This is a genomic window from Streptomyces sp. C10-9-1 (assembly GCF_024497955.1).
Classification (GTDB): Bacteria; Actinomycetota; Actinomycetes; order Streptomycetales; family Streptomycetaceae; genus Streptomyces; species Streptomyces sanyensis.
Genome location: NZ_JANHKP010000013.1, coordinates 73,646 through 90,793 on the forward strand (window position 1 = coordinate 73,646; position 17,148 = coordinate 90,793).

The following is a 17,148-nucleotide window of genomic DNA, read 5'->3' on the forward strand; positions in this document are numbered from 1 at the left end:
CCCGTCCCCGGTCCCCGTCCCCGTTCCCGTCCCCGCGCGGTGGCGGCGGCGGGCCGCGGGACCGGCGACCGGCAGGGCGTCCTCGTCACCGGTTCACGGCTTGACCGGGGTCCTCGCCCGCCTGCCCGCTGCCCCGGCCCGCTGCGTGCGGCCCGCGCCGGAGGCGGTTGCCCTCCTCGCCGCGCCCGGGGCGGAGCGGCCTGCCCGTCGGGGCGTCGCGCTCGCGCTCCCCGTCTGTCCGGCGGCTTCACCGGCCGGCCCCGCCCTCCTGTGAGGAGCCGTGTCCCACCGACGGTGAGCGGCCCCGCCGAGTCGGTCCCGCCCTCCTGCGGTCAACCGGTCGACAACGCCGTGGCGTTGTCGTTCCCCGTCCTGCTCTGCGCCGGTGTGTTCGCCGAGTTCCGGTCCCGGGCCGCTTGGGGACCGAAGCGGACCGAACGCCGGTCCCCGTCACCACCACCGAGCCAAACTGCCCGATTCCTTACGATAAGGCGTCAATTGGGGAGTGGGCGCTGATCACCCTTTCGTGTGCTTTTCACCAAAGACCTCAAGGGGCTCGGAATCGGGGCCGACAAAGGATGCGTGAGTACCGTTGCGCACACCATGATGACCGCCGCCCGCCCCGCCGAGAGCGGCCTCGCCGGCCCGGGCGAACTCGACCGATACCCCTACCCGGAGCGCCCGGGTGCCGAGCGCGTCGGCGCTCCCGCGTGGCAGGGCGCGGACGCGGAGCTGGGCCGGGCCGCGCGCCGCACCGCGGGCAGCCGCGGCCGCGGCCTGCACGGCCAACTCGTCCAGCAGCTCGGCCAGATGATCGTCTCCGGAGACCTGGGGGCCGACCGTCCGCTCGTCCCGGAGGAGATCGGTCAGCGCTTCGAGGTCTCGCGCACGGTGGTGCGTGAGTCGCTGCGCGTGCTGGAGGCCAAGGGGCTGGTCAGCGCCCGCCCCAACGTCGGCACCCGGGTGCGCCCGGTCAGCGACTGGAACCTGCTCGACCCGGACATCATCGAATGGCGCGCCTTCGGCCCTCAGCGGGAGGACCAGCGTCGCGAGCTGAACGAGCTCCGCTGGACGATCGAGCCCCTGGCGGCCCGTCTCGCGGCGGGGCACGGCCGCGAGGACGTGCAGCAGCGGCTCGGTGACATGGTGGAGATCATGGGCCACGCCCTGGCTCAGGGTGACGGCATCACCTTCTCCCGGGCCGACGCCGAGTTCCACTCCCTGCTCGTCCAGCTCGCCGGCAACCGGATGCTGGAGCACCTGTCCGGGATCGTCGCCTCCGCCCTCCAGGTCTCCGGCGGGCCGGTCACCGGGTGCGAGCGCCCCGGCGACGCCTGCGTCGCCCATCACGCCCGGATCGCCGACGCCCTCGCCGCGGGGGACGCTGCCGGTGCCGAGGCGGCCGTGCGGCAGCTGCTCACCGTCCACCCCGAGGTGGACCGCGTCGTTCCGGCCCCCCGCGAGCACTGATCCGGACGTTTCGGCGGCGGTGTGCGACGCGGGTGTCGCCGGATTCCCCGGGATCCGGCGACACGCTGCGTGCAGTATGCACGCTTTGTGACGTTACCGTTCCTTTGGGGTGTGACTCGGGCCACGCGTATTGGGCGTAACGCTCCTCGGGGCGTGGCGATGACCTAAGAGGTGACAGCCGAGGAGGGAATACAGCAGCCGGCACCGGCGCTGTGTCTAGCTCCTGGGTCCAGCCCGCGCCACCGGTACGTCCTCACCCCGGTGGTCGTCGGCTCCGGTCCGATTTCCCGGGCGGGGCCGGAAGCCGTTTCCCATCGTTACCGAGAGGTTGTTCGTGTCGGCCAGCACATCCCGTACGCTCCCGCCGGAGATCGCCGAGTCCGAGTCTGTGATGGCGCTTATCGAGCGGGGAAAGGCTGATGGGCAGATCGCCGGCGATGACGTGCGGCGGGCCTTCGAGGCTGACCAGATTCCGCCAACCCAGTGGAAGAATGTTCTGCGCAGCCTCAACCAGATCCTCGAGGAAGAGGGTGTGACGCTGATGGTCAGTGCAGCGGAGTCGCCTAAGCGCGCCCGCAAGAGCGTCGCAGCGAAGAGCCCGGCCAAGCGCACCGCCACCAGGGCCGTCGCAGCCAAGACGACCACGGCGAAGACCGTCGCCGCCCCCGCGGCGCCGGTCGCGGAGCCCGTGGAGTCCTCGGCCGACGAGCCGGTGGCCGCCGCTCCCGCCAAGAAGGCCGCCGCCAAGAAGACGGCGGCGAAGAAGACGGCGGCCAAGAAGACCGCCGCGAAGAAGACCACCGCGAAGAAGACCGCGGGCAAGAAGGACGCGGACGAGCCCGTCGAGGGCGAGGAGCTGCTCGAAGAGGTCCAGCCCGGCGGCAAGGACGAGGAGGAGCCGGAGGGCGAGGCCAAGGGCTTCGTCCTGTCCGACGACGACGAGGACGACGCCCCCGCGCAGCAGGTCGCCGTCGCCGGTGCCACCGCCGACCCGGTCAAGGACTACCTGAAGCAGATCGGCAAGGTCCCCCTGCTCAACGCCGAGCAGGAGGTGGAGCTCGCCAAGCGCATCGAGGCCGGTCTGTTCGCCGAGGACAAGCTGGCCGGTGCCGACAAGCTCGCCCCCAAGCTCAAGCGTGAGCTGGAGATCATCGCGGAGGACGGACGCCGGGCCAAGAACCACCTGCTGGAGGCCAACCTCCGGCTGGTCGTCTCCCTGGCCAAGCGCTACACCGGCCGCGGCATGCTCTTCCTGGACCTGATCCAGGAGGGCAACCTCGGTCTGATCCGCGCGGTCGAGAAGTTCGACTACACCAAGGGCTACAAGTTCTCCACGTACGCCACCTGGTGGATCCGTCAGGCGATCACCCGTGCCATGGCGGACCAGGCCCGCACCATCCGCATCCCGGTGCACATGGTCGAGGTCATCAACAAGCTCGCGCGCGTGCAGCGCCAGATGCTCCAGGACCTGGGCCGCGAGCCCACCCCGGAGGAGCTGGCCAAGGAACTCGACATGACCCCGGAGAAGGTCATCGAGGTCCAGAAGTACGGCCGGGAGCCGATCTCCCTGCACACCCCGCTCGGCGAGGACGGCGACAGCGAGTTCGGCGACCTGATCGAGGACTCCGAGGCGGTCGTTCCGGCGGACGCCGTCAGCTTCACGCTCCTCCAGGAGCAGCTGCACTCGGTCCTCGACACCCTGTCCGAGCGGGAGGCGGGCGTGGTCTCCATGCGCTTCGGCCTCACGGACGGCCAGCCCAAGACCCTGGACGAGATCGGCAAGGTCTACGGCGTGACGCGTGAGCGCATCCGCCAGATCGAGTCCAAGACCATGTCCAAGCTGCGCCACCCGTCCCGCTCGCAGGTTCTCCGCGACTACCTGGACTGAGCCGCGGCCGCCTCCGGCCGGGGGCGGCCACCGCGCGCGTACGGCCACCGGGAGGGGCCCGGAACCCGCAGGCGTACCGCCGGCTGATCCGATCCGAGTGATCCGATCGGCCGGCGGCACCGCCGCAGGGTTCCGGGCCCCTCCCGTGCTGCCCGCCCCTTCTCCGGGGGGAGCGGCGTCGGCCGGGGGCGCCGGGCCCGGTGCGCGGTGTGGCGCCCGGCCGTGCCGCCGCGGCGGCCCGTCCCGTGGCTGCTCCGCACCGGATTCCCGACGGGCGAATCCCGCCGCGCGCGGCACGCGTTCCCGCTTACGGCGCGCGGGGGTGCGCCGCGCCGCCCCCTGGACGACGCTGGGTGCAACCTCGTTCCACGCAGAGTCAGGAGAACGCATGCGTCGTCCCGTCCCCGGAGGCCCGGCCCTCGTCTCGGCCGTGATCGCCGCCGTGCTGGTCCCGGCCCTGACCGCTCCCGGCTCCGCCTCGGCCGACAGCGTGGTCATCGGCGGATACGAGGCCGATGTGGAGGCCAGTCCCTGGGTGGTGGCCCTGTCCAGCCGTGACCGGTTCGGCGCACACCGTGCCGGTCAGTTCTGCGGAGGGGTGGTCGTGGGGCCCGCCACCGTGATGACGGCCGCCCACTGCCTGGACCCCGCCGTGCTCGGAGGGGACGCCGCCTCGGTGCGGGACCTGGTCGTGATCGCGGGACGCAGCGAACTCGACGGGGACGGCGGGGAGGAGGTCCCGGTGAGTTCGAGCTGGGTGTCGCCCGACTACGACCCGCTCACCAACAGCTCGGATCTGGCGCTGCTGACCCTCGGCCGGGAGCTGCCCGCCTCCAGGGTGCTGCCTCTCGCCGGGCCGGGCGACCCGTCCGAGGCGCCGGGTACGCCGGCGACCGTGTACGGCTGGGGCGACACCACGGGGCGCGGCGGCTACGCCTCGACGCTGCGCGCCGCCCGGGTGCAGGTCCTGCCGGACAGCCACTGCAGCTGGGCCTACCCGGGAGGCGGGAGGGGGCGCTACCTCCCGTCCACGATGCTCTGCGCGGGTGACGTCCGGGGTGGTCACGACGCCTGCCAGGGGGACAGCGGCGGACCGCTGGTCGCCCAGGGCCGCCTCGTCGGCCTCGTCTCCTGGGGCAGCGGCTGCGGCCGCCCGGACGGGCCCGGCGTCTACACGAGGGTCTCGGCCGTGGCCCCGCCCCCCTCGCAGTGGGCCTCCGACGGGGTGGACCGGCCGGAGCCGCCGGGTCGCTGAGGCGCCCACAGGGCCCTGGCGCCCGGCTCCCGGGCGCCAGGGAGCCGCCCCGCCTCCGGGGCGCGGCAGGCTCTGCGCGGGCCGTGGCGGCCCGCCCAGAGGCGCGACCGCCCCTCGTGTCCCACGGTGCGCGGCTCTCCGCGCGCCGGTGCCCCCCGCCCGTGGGAGGGCAGGGGGCACCGGCGCGAGGAGCACGAGAACGGGCGACCGCCCCTGGTGTCCAGGAGCGGCCGCCCGTCGGCCGGTCGTGACCGGCCCTGGCTCGTCGGGATGCGAGGCGTCAGCGTTCCTCGTCGCCGGCCGCGGCCGGCATGACCGTCAGGCGGTCGGTCTCGTCCTGTATCTCAGCGGCGATCTTCTTGAGTTCCGGCTCGAACTTGCGCCCGTGGTGGGCGCAGAAGAGCAGTTCGCCGCCGCTGATCAGCACGACGCGCAGGTAAGCCTGGGCGCCGCAGCGGTCGCAGCGGTCGGCGGCCGTCAGCGGGGTCGCGGGGGTCAGAACAGTAGTCACGTCGCCTCTTCTCTAGCTCGACGAGCTGTCGTACCAGGGTCAACATCCAACCAGCCCCAAAACGTTCCCGCTCGTGGCTTTTCCTCGAAAGTCTCTCCGAGGTGGCTGTCTGCTGCCGGTTGGCGGCGAAGGAACCGTATTGCTTCGCTCTACGGATTTCGCGGTTGCATGTCTCGTGCGGTCCTCCCGGCCCGTTGCCGGTTGTTCATGAGGACGTGCCCGGAGCCTAAATGGTTCATGCCTCGAAGGGAACGTGATGTGCACGTCACCCCATCGAGGGATCGAACATCCATACGAAGCTCGACTAGCATGGGACATCACGAGGGTGGCGTTACATCGGCTCTACCAGGCCTCGGTACGCTCTGTGCGGCGACCGACGCCCGGGCCCCTACCCCACGTGGCCACATCTGAAATTCAGCGAGGAGCGAACCGCGTGACCGCCGAAACGTCCGTGCCGTCCACAGCACTGCTGACAGCGGAGCGTGACGGCTCCAACTACACCGCGCGGCATCTGCTCGTCCTGGAGGGCCTCGAAGCGGTCCGCAAGCGCCCGGGCATGTACATCGGGTCGACGGACAGCCGGGGCCTGATGCACTGCCTCTGGGAGATCATCGACAATTCCGTCGACGAGGCGCTCGGCGGCCACTGCGACCACATCGAGGTCCTCCTCCACGAGGACGGCTCCGTGGAGGTCCGGGACAACGGCCGAGGCATCCCGGTCGACGTCGAGCCCAAGACCGGTCTGTCGGGCGTCGAGGTCGTCATGACCAAGCTGCACGCGGGCGGAAAGTTCGGCGGTGGCTCCTACGCGGCCTCCGGCGGCCTCCACGGCGTCGGCGCCTCGGTGGTGAACGCGCTGTCCGCCCGCCTCGACGTCGAGGTGGACCGGGGCGGCGCCACCCACGCGATCAGCTTCCGTCGCGGCGTCCCCGGCGTCTTCACCGAGTCCGGCCCCGACGCCCCCTTCGACCCCACCGGCGGCCTCCTGAAGGGCAAGCGCGTCCCCAAGGCCCGCACCGGCACCCGCGTCCGCTACTGGGCCGACCGCCAGATCTTCCTGAAGGACGCCAGGCTCTCCCTCGACACCCTCCACCAGCGGGCGCGGCAGACCGCCTTCCTGGTCCCCGGCCTGACCATCGTCGTCCGCGACGAGCGGGGCGAGGCCGGCGGGGACGGCGAGGGCAAGAGCGTCGAGACCTTCCGCTTCGACGGCGGCATCAGCGAGTTCTGCGAGTACCTGGCGCAGGACCGGCCCGTCTGCGACGTGCTGCGCCTGAGCGGTCACGGCACGTTCAAGGAGACGGTCCCCGTCCTGGACGACCGCGGGCACATGACCCCGACGGAGGTCACCCGGGAGCTCGGGGTGGACGTCGCGCTGCGCTGGGGCACCGGATACGACACGACCGTCCGCTCCTTCGTGAACATCATCGCCACCCCCAAGGGCGGCACCCATGTCACCGGGTTCGAGCGCTCCGTGACCAAGACGGTGAACGAGGTCCTGCGCTCGGCCAAGCTGCTGCGCGTCGCCGAGGACGACATCGTCAAGGACGACGCCCTGGAGGGGCTCACCGCGGTCGTCACGGTCCGCCTCGCCGAGCCCCAGTTCGAGGGCCAGACCAAGGAGGTCCTCGGCACCTCCGCGGCCAACCGCATCGTCGCAGGCGTGGTGGCCAGGGAACTCAAGGGCTTTCTGACCTCCACCAAGAGGGACGCCAAGGCGCAGGCCCGGGCGGTGCTGGAGAAGGCGGTGGCCGCGGCCCGGACCCGCATCGCCGCCCGCCAGCACAAGGAGGCCCAGCGCCGCAAGACGGCACTGGAGTCCTCGTCCCTGCCGGCCAAGCTCGCCGACTGCCGCAGCGACGACGTCGAGCGCAGCGAGCTGTTCATCGTCGAGGGCGACTCGGCCCTCGGCACGGCCAAGCTGGCCCGCAACAGCGAGTTCCAGGCCCTGCTGCCCATCCGCGGCAAGATCCTCAACGTGCAGAAGTCGTCCGTCTCGGACATGCTGAAGAACGCCGAGTGCGGGGCGATCATCCAGGTCATAGGGGCCGGCTCGGGCCGCACCTTCGACATCGACGCGGCCCGCTACGGCAAGGTCATCATGATGACCGACGCCGATGTCGACGGCTCCCACATCCGCACGCTGCTGCTCACGCTCTTCCAGCGCTACATGCGGCCCATGGTGGAGGCCGGGCGGGTCTTCGCCGCCGTGCCGCCGCTCCACCGGATCGAGCTGATCCAGCCCAGGAAGGGCCAGGACCGGTACGTCTACACCTATTCGGACAGCGAGCTGCGTCAGACGCTGCTGGAGTTCCAGCGCAAGGGGACCCGTTTCAAGGACTCCATCCAGCGCTACAAGGGCCTCGGCGAGATGGACGCCGACCAGCTGGCGGAGACCACCATGGACCCCCGCCACCGCACGCTGCGCCGGATCAACATCGGCGACCTGGAGTCGGCCGAGCGGGTCTTCGACCTCCTCATGGGCAACGAGGTCGCCCCGCGCAAGGAGTTCATCACCACCTCGGCGGCCACGCTGGACCGCTCCCGCATCGACGCCTGAGACGCCGTGGGGCGGGCCGCCCGCCCGCCCCACGGGCCCCGAAGGCGCCCATCACCTGATGGGGTGAAGCCTCCGGGGAGAAGAGTCCGGGATCTTCCTGCTCTGTCCATCCTTGTGATCGCGGGCCGAAACGGTTCGCTGACAAGGAGAGTTGAGCGTGGAGAAGCAGGAAGGGCGGAGCGCGGACGAGCTGCGGCTCGACGACCCGTGGTACGACGCACTGGCCACCGGCCCGGCCGACGCCGCCCGGGCGGCCCCCGCCGTCCCGGCGCAGTCCGGGGGCACCGGGCGGACCAGCGCGGAGGTCTACGCGGAGGTGCAGCGCAGCCCCGCCTTCCAGGAGGTGCGCAGCCGCTACCGGCGCTTCGTCGTGCCCGCCTCCCTCGTCTTCCTCCTCTGGTACCTGGCCTATGTCGTCGCCGCGACCACGGCACCGGGGCTGATGGGCGCCGAGGTCGCGGGCGGGCTCAACGTGGCCATGGTGGCCGGCCTCGCCCAGTTCCTCACCACCTTCGTCCTCACCTGGGCCTACGCCCGTCACGCGCGCCTGCACCGGGACCGCGCGGCCCTCGAACTGCGCTGGGACACCCAGGAGATGACCCGGGCGGCGGACCGGTGAGCGGAGACCACCAGGCCCTGGCCCTCGTGCTGTTCAGCGCCTTCGTCGCCGTCACCCTCGGCATCACCACCTGGGTGGGCCGCCACCGCAGGGGCTCGGCCGAGGAGTTCTACGCCGGGGGACGGCTGTTCTCGCCCATGGAGAACGGCTTCGCGATCGCCGGCGACTACATGTCCGCCGCGTCCTTCCTCGGCATCTCCGGGCTGATCGCCCTCTACGGGTACGACGGGATGCTCTACTCCGTCGGCTTCCTCGTCGCCTGGCTGGTCGTGCTGTTCCTCGTCGCCGAACTCGTGCGCAACTGCGGCCGGTTCACGCTCGCCGACGTGGTGGCCTCACGGCTCGCCGCCCGCCGGGTCCGGATCGCCTCCGGGGTCTCCTCCATCACCGTCTCGGTGCTCTACCTGGTCGCCCAGATGGTGGGCGCGGGCTCCCTGGTCGCCCTGCTCCTGGGCGGCACCGGCGAGGCGGCGCGCTCCTGGACGGTCGTCGGTGTGGGGGCCCTGATGGTGGTCTACGTCTCCCTGGGCGGGATGCGGGCGACCACCTGGATCCAGATCGTGAAGGCGGTCCTGCTGATGGCGGGCGCGACCGTGCTGACCGCGCTGGTGCTCTCGCGCTTCGGAGGCGACCTCGGACGGCTGCTGCACACCGCGGCGGACCGCAGCGGCCACGGCGCGTCCTTCCTCGCCCCGGGGCTGCGCTACGGCGGGGGCTGGACGGACCGGCTCGACTTCATCAGCCTGGGCCTCGCCCTGGTCCTGGGCACGGCCGGGCTGCCGCACATCCTGTCCCGCTTCTACACCGTCCCCACGGCCCGGGCCGCACGCCGCTCGGTGATCTGGTCCATCGGCCTCATCGGCAGCTTCTACCTGATGACCATCGTCCTCGGCTTCGGCGCCGCCGCGGTGCTGGGCACCGAGCAGGTCCGCGCCTCGAACGCGGCGGGGAACACGGCCGTCCCGCTGCTCGCCCTGGACCTCGGGGGAGGGGCCGGGTCGACCGGCGGCACGGTGCTCTTCGCGGTCGTCGCCGCCATCGCGTTCGCGACCATCCTCGCCGTCGTCGCCGGGATCACCCTCGCCTCGTCGGCCTCGGTCGCCCACGACCTGTACGCCTCGCTGGGCCGCCGCCGGGCCCGCGCGACGGCGGGAGACGGCCGGGAGCCGCGACGCCGGTGGGGCGAGGTGGCCGTCGCACGGGCGGCGGCCGTGGGCATCGGCGCGGTGGCCATCGGTCTCGGGCTGCTGGCGCAGAACCTCAATGTGGCCTTCCTGGTCGGCCTCGCCTTCGCGGTGGCGGCCTCCTCCAACCTGCCGGTGCTGCTCTACTCGCTGTTCTGGCGCGACTTCACCACCCGCGGGGCGCTGTGGTCCGTCTACGGCGGTCTGGTGCCCGCCGTGGTGCTCGTGGTGCTCTCCCCGGTGGTCTCCGGCAGTGGGAAGTCCCTCTTCCCGGGCGTGGACTTCAGCCTGTTCCCGCTGGAGAACCCGGGGCTCGTCTCGATCCCCCTGGGGTTCCTCGCAGGATGGCTGGGCACGGTCACCTCCTCCGAGGTCCCGGACGAGGCCCGGCACGCGGAGACCGAGGTGCGGGCGCTCACCGGCGCCGGGGCGGCGTAGCACTCCGGGGGGCGGGGCGCCCGACGCCCGGGCCCGGCCGCCCGCAGCGGTCCGGCCCCCGTGCGCCGCCCGCCGCGGTGATCCGCCAGGGCCCGCCCGCCTATCCTGGGCGTCCCGACTTCCCTCCCCGGAACCGAGGTGCCCCGTGAGCGAGAGCAGGTCCCCCGTCCCCGTCGTCCTCCTCGCGGGATTCCTGGGATCGGGCAAGACGACCCTGCTCAACCATCTGCTGCGGCGCAACCAGGGCAACCGCATCGGCGTCGTCGTGAACGACTTCGGGGCGATCGAGATCGACGCGATGACCGTGGCCGGGCAGGTCGGATCCACCGTCTCGCTCGGCAACGGCTGCCTGTGCTGTGCCGTCGACGTCGGCGAGCTCGACGACTACCTGGACAGGCTCACCCGCCCCGAGGCCCGGATCGACGTCATCGTCGTCGAGGCCTCCGGGCTGGCGGAGCCGCAGGAACTCGTCCGCATGATCCTCGCCAGCGACAATCCGCGCATCGAGTACGGCGGACTCGCCGAGGTCGTGGACGCCGCTGAGTTCGGCGCCACCCGGGCACGCCACCCGGAGATCGACCGGCATCTCGCCATCGCCGACCTGGTGGTGCTGAACAAGACCGACCGGGTGGACGACGCCGCCGTGGCGCGGCTGCGGACGGAGATCGGGGAGCTGTGCGGCGGGACCCCCGTCGTCGAGACCCGGTACGGGCGGATCGACCCCGCCCTGCTGCTGGACGCGGCGCTGCGCCCCGAGGCCGAGGACGCCGTTCGCCAGCTCTCCTTCGAGGACCTGTACGCCGACGCCTACGACGCCGAGCACGGCCACGACCCGGGGCACGACGCGCACCTGCACACGGCCTACGAGAGCGTCTCGTTCGAGACCGCGACGCCCCTGCACCCGCGCCGGCTGATGGACTTCCTCGACACCAGGCCGCCCGGGCTCTACCGCATCAAGGGCCATGTGGACTTCGGCGCCTGCGACCCGCGGAACCGCTACACGGTCCACGCGGTCGGGCGCTTCCTGCGCTTCCACCCCGAGCCCTGGCCCGAGGACGGGAGCAGGGCCACCCGGCTGGTCCTGATCGGCTCCGGACTCGACACCGGAGGCCTCAGGGCCCGGCTCGGCGCCTGCGCCCTGCGCGGAGACGCGCAGGACGTCCCCGACGAGCGGAGCATGTGGGGTGTGCTGCGCTGGGTTCCGGGCGACGCCGACGGGCCGGAGGGGTGGGAGGAGCCGCCCGGGCCCGGGCCGTCCGGGGCCGAGGGACACCCCGGCGGGGCGGACCGGCCGGACCCGCCGCACACCGCGCCCGTCCCCGGGTGAGATCCGGCCCCCCGGGAGCCCGGCCCCCGCACGCCCGGGCCGGGCGGGCACGGCGCCCCCCGGCCCCGTGCGGAGTGGGCCGTCAGCCCGCCGGGCCCGCCACCACGGCCACGGGGGACGTCAGCGGCGTGCCCGAGCCGTCGCGGCGTGGATCGGGCTCGGGCAGCTGTGCCGGGGAGCCGTTCTTCTGGGCGGCACGCGCCGGTGCGGCACCCGCCCAGGCCAGCACCAGCAGGTCCTCCCCCTTCAGGAACCGCTGGCACCGCACACCACCGGTGGCGCGGCCCTTGCGCGGGTACTGGTCGAACGGGGTCAGCTTGGCCGTGGTGGGCCCGTCGTCCAGGGTCCCCTGCGAGCCGGCCACGGTGAACACCACCGCGTCCGAGCCCGGGTCGACCGCGGTGAAGGACACCACCGAGGAGCCCTGGGCCAGCTTGATGCCCGCCATACCGCCCGCGGCCCGGCCCTGCGGCCGCACCTGGGAGGCCGGGTAGCGCAGCAGCTGGGCGTCGGAGGCGATGAACACCAGGTCCTCCTCGCCCGTGCGCAGCTCGGTGCCGCCGACGATCCGGTCGCCGTCGCGGAGGGCGATGACCTCCAGCTCGTCCTTGTTCGAGGGATAGTCCGGCACCACCCGCTTGACCACGCCCTGGAGGGTCCCGAGGGCGAGCCCGGGGGAGGACTCGTCGAGTGTGGTGAGGCAGACGACGTCCTCGTCCGCCTCCAGCGACAGGAACTCCGCCAGCGGGGCGCCGCCCGCCAGGTTCGGCCCGGCGGCCGTGTCCGGCAGCTGCGGCAGGTCGATCACCGGCACGCGCAGCAGGCGCCCCGTGGACGTCACCGCGCCCACCTCGCCGCGCTGCGTCGCGAGGACGGCGGAGACGACCACGTCGTGCTTGGACCGCCTGCCCTCCCCGACCGCCAGGGGCTCGGCGGTGGCCGTCCGGGCGAGCAGGCCGGTGGAGGACAGCAGCACCCGGCAGGGGTCGTCCGCGACCTGGAGCGAGGCCGCCGGGGCGGGGGCCCCCGCCGACTCCAGCAGAACGGTGCGGCGCGGGGTGCCGAACTTCTTCGCCACCGAGGCCAGTTCGGACGAGACCAGCTTGCGCAGCTCGGCGTCCGAGTCCAGGATCCGGGTCAGCTCCTCGATCTCGGAGGTGAGCCGGTCCCGCTCGCCCTCCAGCTCGATGCGGTCGAACTTCGTCAGGCGGCGCAGCGGCGTGTCCAGGATGTACTGCGTCTGGACCTCGCTGAGCGAGAAGCGCTCGATCAGCCGCTCCTTGGCCTGCGCCGAGTTCTCGCTGGAGCGGATCAGCCGGATGACCTCGTCGATGTCGACCAGCGCGACCAGCAGGCCCTCCACCAGGTGCAGCCGGTCCCGCCGCTTGCCGCGGCGGAACTCGCTGCGCCGGCGCACCACGTCGAAGCGGTGGTCCAGGTAGACCTCCAGCAGCTCCTTCAGCCCCAGCGTGAGCGGCTGGCCGTCGACCAGGGCGACGTTGTTGATGCCGAAGGACTCCTCCATCGGCGTCAGCTTGTAGAGCTGCTCCAGCACGGCCTCCGGGATGAAGCCGTTCTTGACCTCGATGACCAGGCGCAGGCCGTGCTCGCGGTCGGTGAGGTCCTTGACGTCGGCGATCCCCTGGAGCTTCTTCGAGCCGACCAGGTCCTTGATCTTGGCGACGACCTTCTCCGGGCCGACGGTGAAGGGGAGTTCCGTCACCACCAGGCCCTTGCGGCGGGCCGAGACCGTCTCCACGGAGACCGTGGCCCGGATCTTGAAGGTCCCGCGGCCCGTCTCGTAGGCGTCCCTGATGCCGTTCAGGCCGACGATCCGGCCGCCGGTGGGCAGGTCGGGGCCCGGCACATGGCGCATCAGCGTCTCAAGGTCGGCGTTCGGGTGCCGGATCAGGTGCCGCGCAGCGGCGACGACCTCGGAGAGGTTGTGGGGCGGCATGTTCGTCGCCATGCCGACGGCGATGCCCGAGGCCCCGTTCACCAGCAGGTTCGGATACGCCGCGGGCAGGGCGACGGGCTCCCGCTCCTGGCCGTCGTAGTTGGACTGGAAGTCGACCGTGTCCTCGTCGATCGACTCCGTCATCAGCCCAGTGGCGTCGGCCATCCGGCACTCGGTGTAGCGCATCGCCGCGGGCGGGTCGTCGTTCCCGAGGGAGCCGAAGTTGCCGTGGCCGTCGACCAGGGGAAGGCGCATGGAGAACGGCTGCGCCATGCGCACCAGGGCGTCGTAGATAGAGGCGTCGCCGTGCGGGTGCAGCTTGCCCATGACCTCGCCGACGACCCGCGCGCACTTCACGTACCCGCGGTCGGGGCGCAGGCCCATCTCGTTCATCTGGTAGACGATGCGGCGGTGCACCGGCTTCATGCCGTCCCGCGCGTCCGGCAGTGCCCGTGAGTAGATCACCGAGTACGCGTACTCGAGGAAGGAGCCCTGCATTTCGTCCACGACGTCGATGTCGAGGATCCTCTCCTCGAACGCCTCCGGCGGTGGGGTCTTCGTGCTGCGGCGGGCCATCGCGGCTGCTGCTCCTTCACGTACCAGTCTGGATCCGACGCGCACCATTGTGGACCGTCCCGCCGACAACGCCCTCACGACCCGGAAGAGGGACGCGGAGGCCGGACGGGAACTTCGCCACCCGCTGGTGCGCTTGCATAGGGTGGCAGGACTCTTTCACATCGCGATCGAAGGGACGTACATGCCCATGGGTCACACGGCCACAGGCCAGGCCGGCTCCGGCGGCCTGACAGCGACCGAGCATCGGCTGGCCAACGGCCTGCGCGTGGTGCTCTCCGAGGACCACCTGACCCCGGTCGCCGCGGTGTGCCTCTGGTACGACGTGGGCTCCCGCCACGAGGTCGAGGGGCGCACCGGGCTGGCGCACCTCTTCGAGCACCTCATGTTCCAGGGCTCGGCGCAGGTGAAGGGCAACGGCCACTTCGAGCTCGTCCAGGGGGCCGGCGGTTCCCTCAACGGCACCACGAGCTTCGAGCGGACCAACTACTTCGAGACCATGCCCGCGCACCAGCTGGAGCTCGCCCTCTGGCTGGAGGCCGACCGCATGGGCTCGCTGCTCGCCGCGCTCGACGACGAGTCCATGGAGAACCAGCGCGACGTCGTCAAGAACGAGCGCCGCCAGCGCTACGACAACGTTCCCTACGGCACGGCCTTCGAGCGCCTGACGGCCCTGGCCTATCCCGAGGGCCACCCCTACCACCACACCCCGATCGGCTCGATGGCGGACCTGGACGCGGCGACCCTGGAGGACGCCCGGGCCTTCTTCCGCACCTACTACGCCCCGAACAACGCGGTGCTGTCGATCGTCGGGGACATCGACCCCGAGCGGACCCTGGCGTGGGTCGAGAAGTACTTCGGGTCGATCCCCGGACACGACGGCAAGCACCCGCCGCGCGACGGCTCCCTGCCGGACGTCATCGGCGCGCAGTTGCGCGAGGAGGTCGTCGAGGAGGTCCCGGCGCGCGCGCTGATGGCCGCCTACCGCCTTCCGCACGACGGCACCCGCGCGTGCGACGCGGCCGACCTGGCCCTCACCGTGCTCGGCGGCGGCGAGTCGTCCCGCCTGCACAACCGGCTGGTGCGCCGCGACCAGACGGCCGTGGCCGCCGGGTTCGGCATGCTCCGCCTGGCCGGCGCCCCCTCGCTCGGCTGGCTCGACGTGAAGACCTCGGCCGGTGTGGAGGTCCCGCGGATCGAGGCCGCCGTCGACGAGGAGCTCGCCCGCTTCGCGGCCGAGGGGCCGACCCCGGAGGAGATGGAGCGCGCCCAGGCCCAGCTGGAACGCGAGTGGCTGGACAGGCTGGGCACCGTCGCCGGCCGCGCCGACGAGCTGTGCCGCTACGCCGTGCTCTTCGGGGACCCGCAGCTGGCCCTCACCGCCGTGCAGCGGGTGCTGGACGTCAGCGCGGAGGAGGTGCAGGCGGTCGCCAAGGCCAGGCTGCGCCCGGACAACCGGGCGGTGCTGGTCTACGAGCCGCTGGCCGCCGACGAGGCGGCAGAGAACTCCGCAGAGACCGACGAGCCCGCACAGAACGTTGCGACCGAGGGGGCCGACCAGTGAGCGACGCTGCCGTGACCATGGACTTCCACCCGCAGCCCACCGCCGGGGAGCCCCGGCCCTGGGCGTTCCCCGCCCCCGAGCGGGGCACCCTGGACAACGGCCTGACGGTGCTGCGCTGCGACCGTCCCGGGCAGCAGGTCGTGGCGGTCGAGGTACTGCTCGACGCGCCGCTGGACGCTGAGCCGGAGGGACTCGACGGCGTCGCCACGATCATGGCCCGGGCGCTCTCCGAGGGCACCGACCGCCACAGCGCCGAGGAGTTCGCCGCCGAGCTGGAGCGCTGCGGCGCCACACTCGACTCGATGGCCGACCATCCCGGTGTGCGGGTCTCCCTGGAGGTGCCCGCCTCCCGGCTGCCCAAGGCGCTCGGGCTGCTGGCCGACGCCCTGCGCGCCCCGGCCTTCGACCCCGGCGAGGTCGACCGCCTGGTCCGCAACCGCCTGGACGAGATCCCCCACGAGATGGCCAACCCGGCCCGCCGTGCGGCCAAGCAGCTCTCCGCCGAGCTGTTCCCGGCGGCGCTGCGCATCTCCCGCCCCCGGCAGGGCACCCAGCAGACCGTGTCGCGGATCGACGCGGCCGCGGTGCGGGCCTTCTACGAGGCCCATGTCCGGCCCGCCACCGCCACGGCCGTGGTCGTCGGCGACCTCTCGGGTCTCGACGTGGACGCCGTGCTCGCCGGGACCCTCGGCGCCTGGACGGGGGACAAGGCGGCGCAGCGCCCCGTCCCCGCGGCCACCGCCGACGACACCGGCCGTGTGGTGATCGTGGACCGGCCCGGGGCGGTGCAGACCCAGCTGCTGATCGGGCGCGTCGGCCCCGACCGCCACGACAGCGTTTGGGCGGCGCAGGTGCTCGGCATCTACTGCCTCGGCGGCACCCTGACCTCCCGCCTGGACCGGGTCCTGCGCGAGGAGAAGGGCTACACCTACGGGGTGCGCGCCTTCGGGCAGGTGCAGCGCTCCGCGCCGGACGGCTCCGGGGCATCCCTGCTGGCGATCAGCGGGTCCGTGGACACGCCCAACACGGGCCCGGCCCTGGACGACCTGTGGAAGGTGTTGCGCAGGCTCGCCTCCGAGGGGCTGACGGACGCCGAGCGGGACGTGGCCGTGCAGAACCTCGTCGGTGTCGCGCCGCTGAAGTACGAGACGGCCGCCTCCGTCGCGGCCACCCTCGCGGACCAGGTGGAGCAGTTCCTGCCCGACGACTACCAGGCAAGGCTGTACGCGCGGCTCGCGGGGACGGGAACCGTGGAGGCGACCGCGGCCGCGGTCGGAGCCTTCCCGGTCGACCGCCTGGTCACCGTGCTCGTCGGTGACGCCGCCGCGATCCGGGAGCCGGTGGAGGCCCTGGGGATCGGAGAGGTGACGGTGGTCGCGGGCTGATTCCCGCCCACGTACAGGGGACGGGTCCTCGGGTACCTGCTCGGACCCGAGGACCCGTCCCCTATGTCCTGAATGGGCGATTGATGTCCCTCGTCGGTGTAAGTGGTGTTATGTCATGTGGCGTGTATGACAAAAGCCCTTGTCCGTTTGGTGATGGGCCCTCCGACTGCCTAGCGTCGGTCCGGCTGTCCGCCCCGAACCTGCCGCACCGGCGGCACCGGACAGTCATCGCCGAGTCCCCGCAGGGTGTGAGCCCGGGGAGCCGGGGACCCAACTCCCCGCCCGTGGAGGGCGGCGGAGCGTTTCCCCTGGGGTGAATCGGGGGCCTTCGCCCGCGGAGGCGCCCGTAGGAGACCTTCCTGCTCCGAACCCGTCAGCTAACCCGGTAGGCGAGACGGAAGGAAAGGATCCGCCTCT

Annotated in this window: 11 protein-coding genes and 1 riboswitch; of the genes, 9 read left to right on the forward strand and 2 right to left on the reverse strand. The window is 72.4% G+C overall.

From position 1 onward, the window contains the following. Positions 1–528 precede the first annotated feature (528 nt). The 3 genes from NPS70_RS19635 to NPS70_RS19645 all read left to right on the forward strand — a co-directional run bounded on the left by NPS70_RS19635 (position 529) and on the right by NPS70_RS19645 (position 4,613). Positions 529–1,470: an FCD domain-containing protein gene (locus tag NPS70_RS19635; protein ID WP_308315032.1), complete on the forward strand. Its 942-nt coding sequence runs from the start codon at positions 529–531 to the stop codon at positions 1,468–1,470. A 334-nt stretch (positions 1,471–1,804) separates the two neighbouring features. Continuing rightward, positions 1,805–3,358: an RNA polymerase sigma factor gene (locus NPS70_RS19640; RefSeq protein ID WP_256525631.1), complete on the forward strand. Its 1,554-nt coding sequence runs from the start codon at positions 1,805–1,807 to the stop codon at positions 3,356–3,358. Between the two features lie 388 nt (positions 3,359–3,746). Then, positions 3,747–4,613 carry a trypsin-like serine protease gene (locus NPS70_RS19645; protein WP_256525632.1) on the forward strand — a complete coding sequence of 289 codons (867 nt, stop codon included), beginning with the start codon at positions 3,747–3,749 and terminating at the stop codon, positions 4,611–4,613. A gap of 280 nt (positions 4,614–4,893) precedes the next feature. Here the strand turns inward: NPS70_RS19645 and NPS70_RS19650 are convergent, their stop codons facing one another. Next, the gene (locus NPS70_RS19650) at positions 4,894–5,124 is read right to left on the reverse strand and encodes a hypothetical protein (RefSeq protein WP_256525633.1); all 231 of its coding nucleotides are present in this window, start codon (positions 5,122–5,124) and stop codon (positions 4,894–4,896) included. Between the two features lie 433 nt (positions 5,125–5,557). Between NPS70_RS19650 and NPS70_RS19655 the strand changes: the two genes are divergently transcribed. The 4 genes from NPS70_RS19655 (at position 5,558) to NPS70_RS19670 (ending at position 11,252) form a co-directional block, all read left to right on the forward strand. Beyond that, positions 5,558–7,684, forward strand: a complete 2,127-nt coding sequence (locus NPS70_RS19655) for a DNA topoisomerase IV subunit B (RefSeq protein WP_256525634.1) — start codon at positions 5,558–5,560, stop codon at positions 7,682–7,684. A gap of 157 nt (positions 7,685–7,841) precedes the next feature. Next, the gene (locus NPS70_RS19660; RefSeq protein WP_256525636.1) at positions 7,842–8,303 is read left to right on the forward strand and encodes a DUF485 domain-containing protein; all 462 of its coding nucleotides are present in this window, start codon (positions 7,842–7,844) and stop codon (positions 8,301–8,303) included. Further along, a complete protein-coding gene (locus NPS70_RS19665) occupies positions 8,300–9,925 on the forward strand; it encodes a cation acetate symporter (RefSeq protein WP_256525637.1) in 1,626 nt (541 codons plus the stop codon). The genes NPS70_RS19660 and NPS70_RS19665 overlap by 4 nt, the downstream gene beginning before the upstream one ends. 145 nt (positions 9,926–10,070) lie before the next feature. Next, positions 10,071–11,252 (forward strand): GTP-binding protein, encoded by a 1,182-nt coding sequence (locus tag NPS70_RS19670; RefSeq protein WP_256525638.1) that lies wholly within the window; start codon positions 10,071–10,073, stop codon positions 11,250–11,252. 82 nt (positions 11,253–11,334) lie between these two features. On the opposite strand, the gene NPS70_RS19675 is transcribed toward NPS70_RS19670, so the two are convergent. Then, on the reverse strand, positions 11,335–13,785 hold the full coding sequence (locus NPS70_RS19675; RefSeq protein WP_256525640.1) for a DNA topoisomerase (ATP-hydrolyzing) subunit A: 2,451 nt from the start codon (positions 13,783–13,785) through the stop codon (positions 11,335–11,337). 181 nt (positions 13,786–13,966) lie between these two features. Between NPS70_RS19675 and NPS70_RS19680 the strand changes: the two genes are divergently transcribed. Together NPS70_RS19680 and NPS70_RS19685 are read left to right on the forward strand one after the other, a co-directional pair. Then, complete coding sequence (locus NPS70_RS19680) at positions 13,967–15,346, forward strand: pitrilysin family protein (RefSeq protein ID WP_256525762.1); 1,380 nt, start codon at positions 13,967–13,969, stop codon at positions 15,344–15,346. A gap of 17 nt (positions 15,347–15,363) precedes the next feature. Next, positions 15,364–16,731: a pitrilysin family protein gene (locus NPS70_RS19685; protein ID WP_256525763.1), complete on the forward strand. Its 1,368-nt coding sequence runs from the start codon at positions 15,364–15,366 to the stop codon at positions 16,729–16,731. Positions 16,732–16,950: 219 nt separating this feature from the next. Continuing rightward, positions 16,951–17,138: riboswitch (cyclic di-AMP (ydaO/yuaA leader) on the forward strand. The last annotated feature ends 10 nt before the right edge of the window (positions 17,139–17,148 follow it).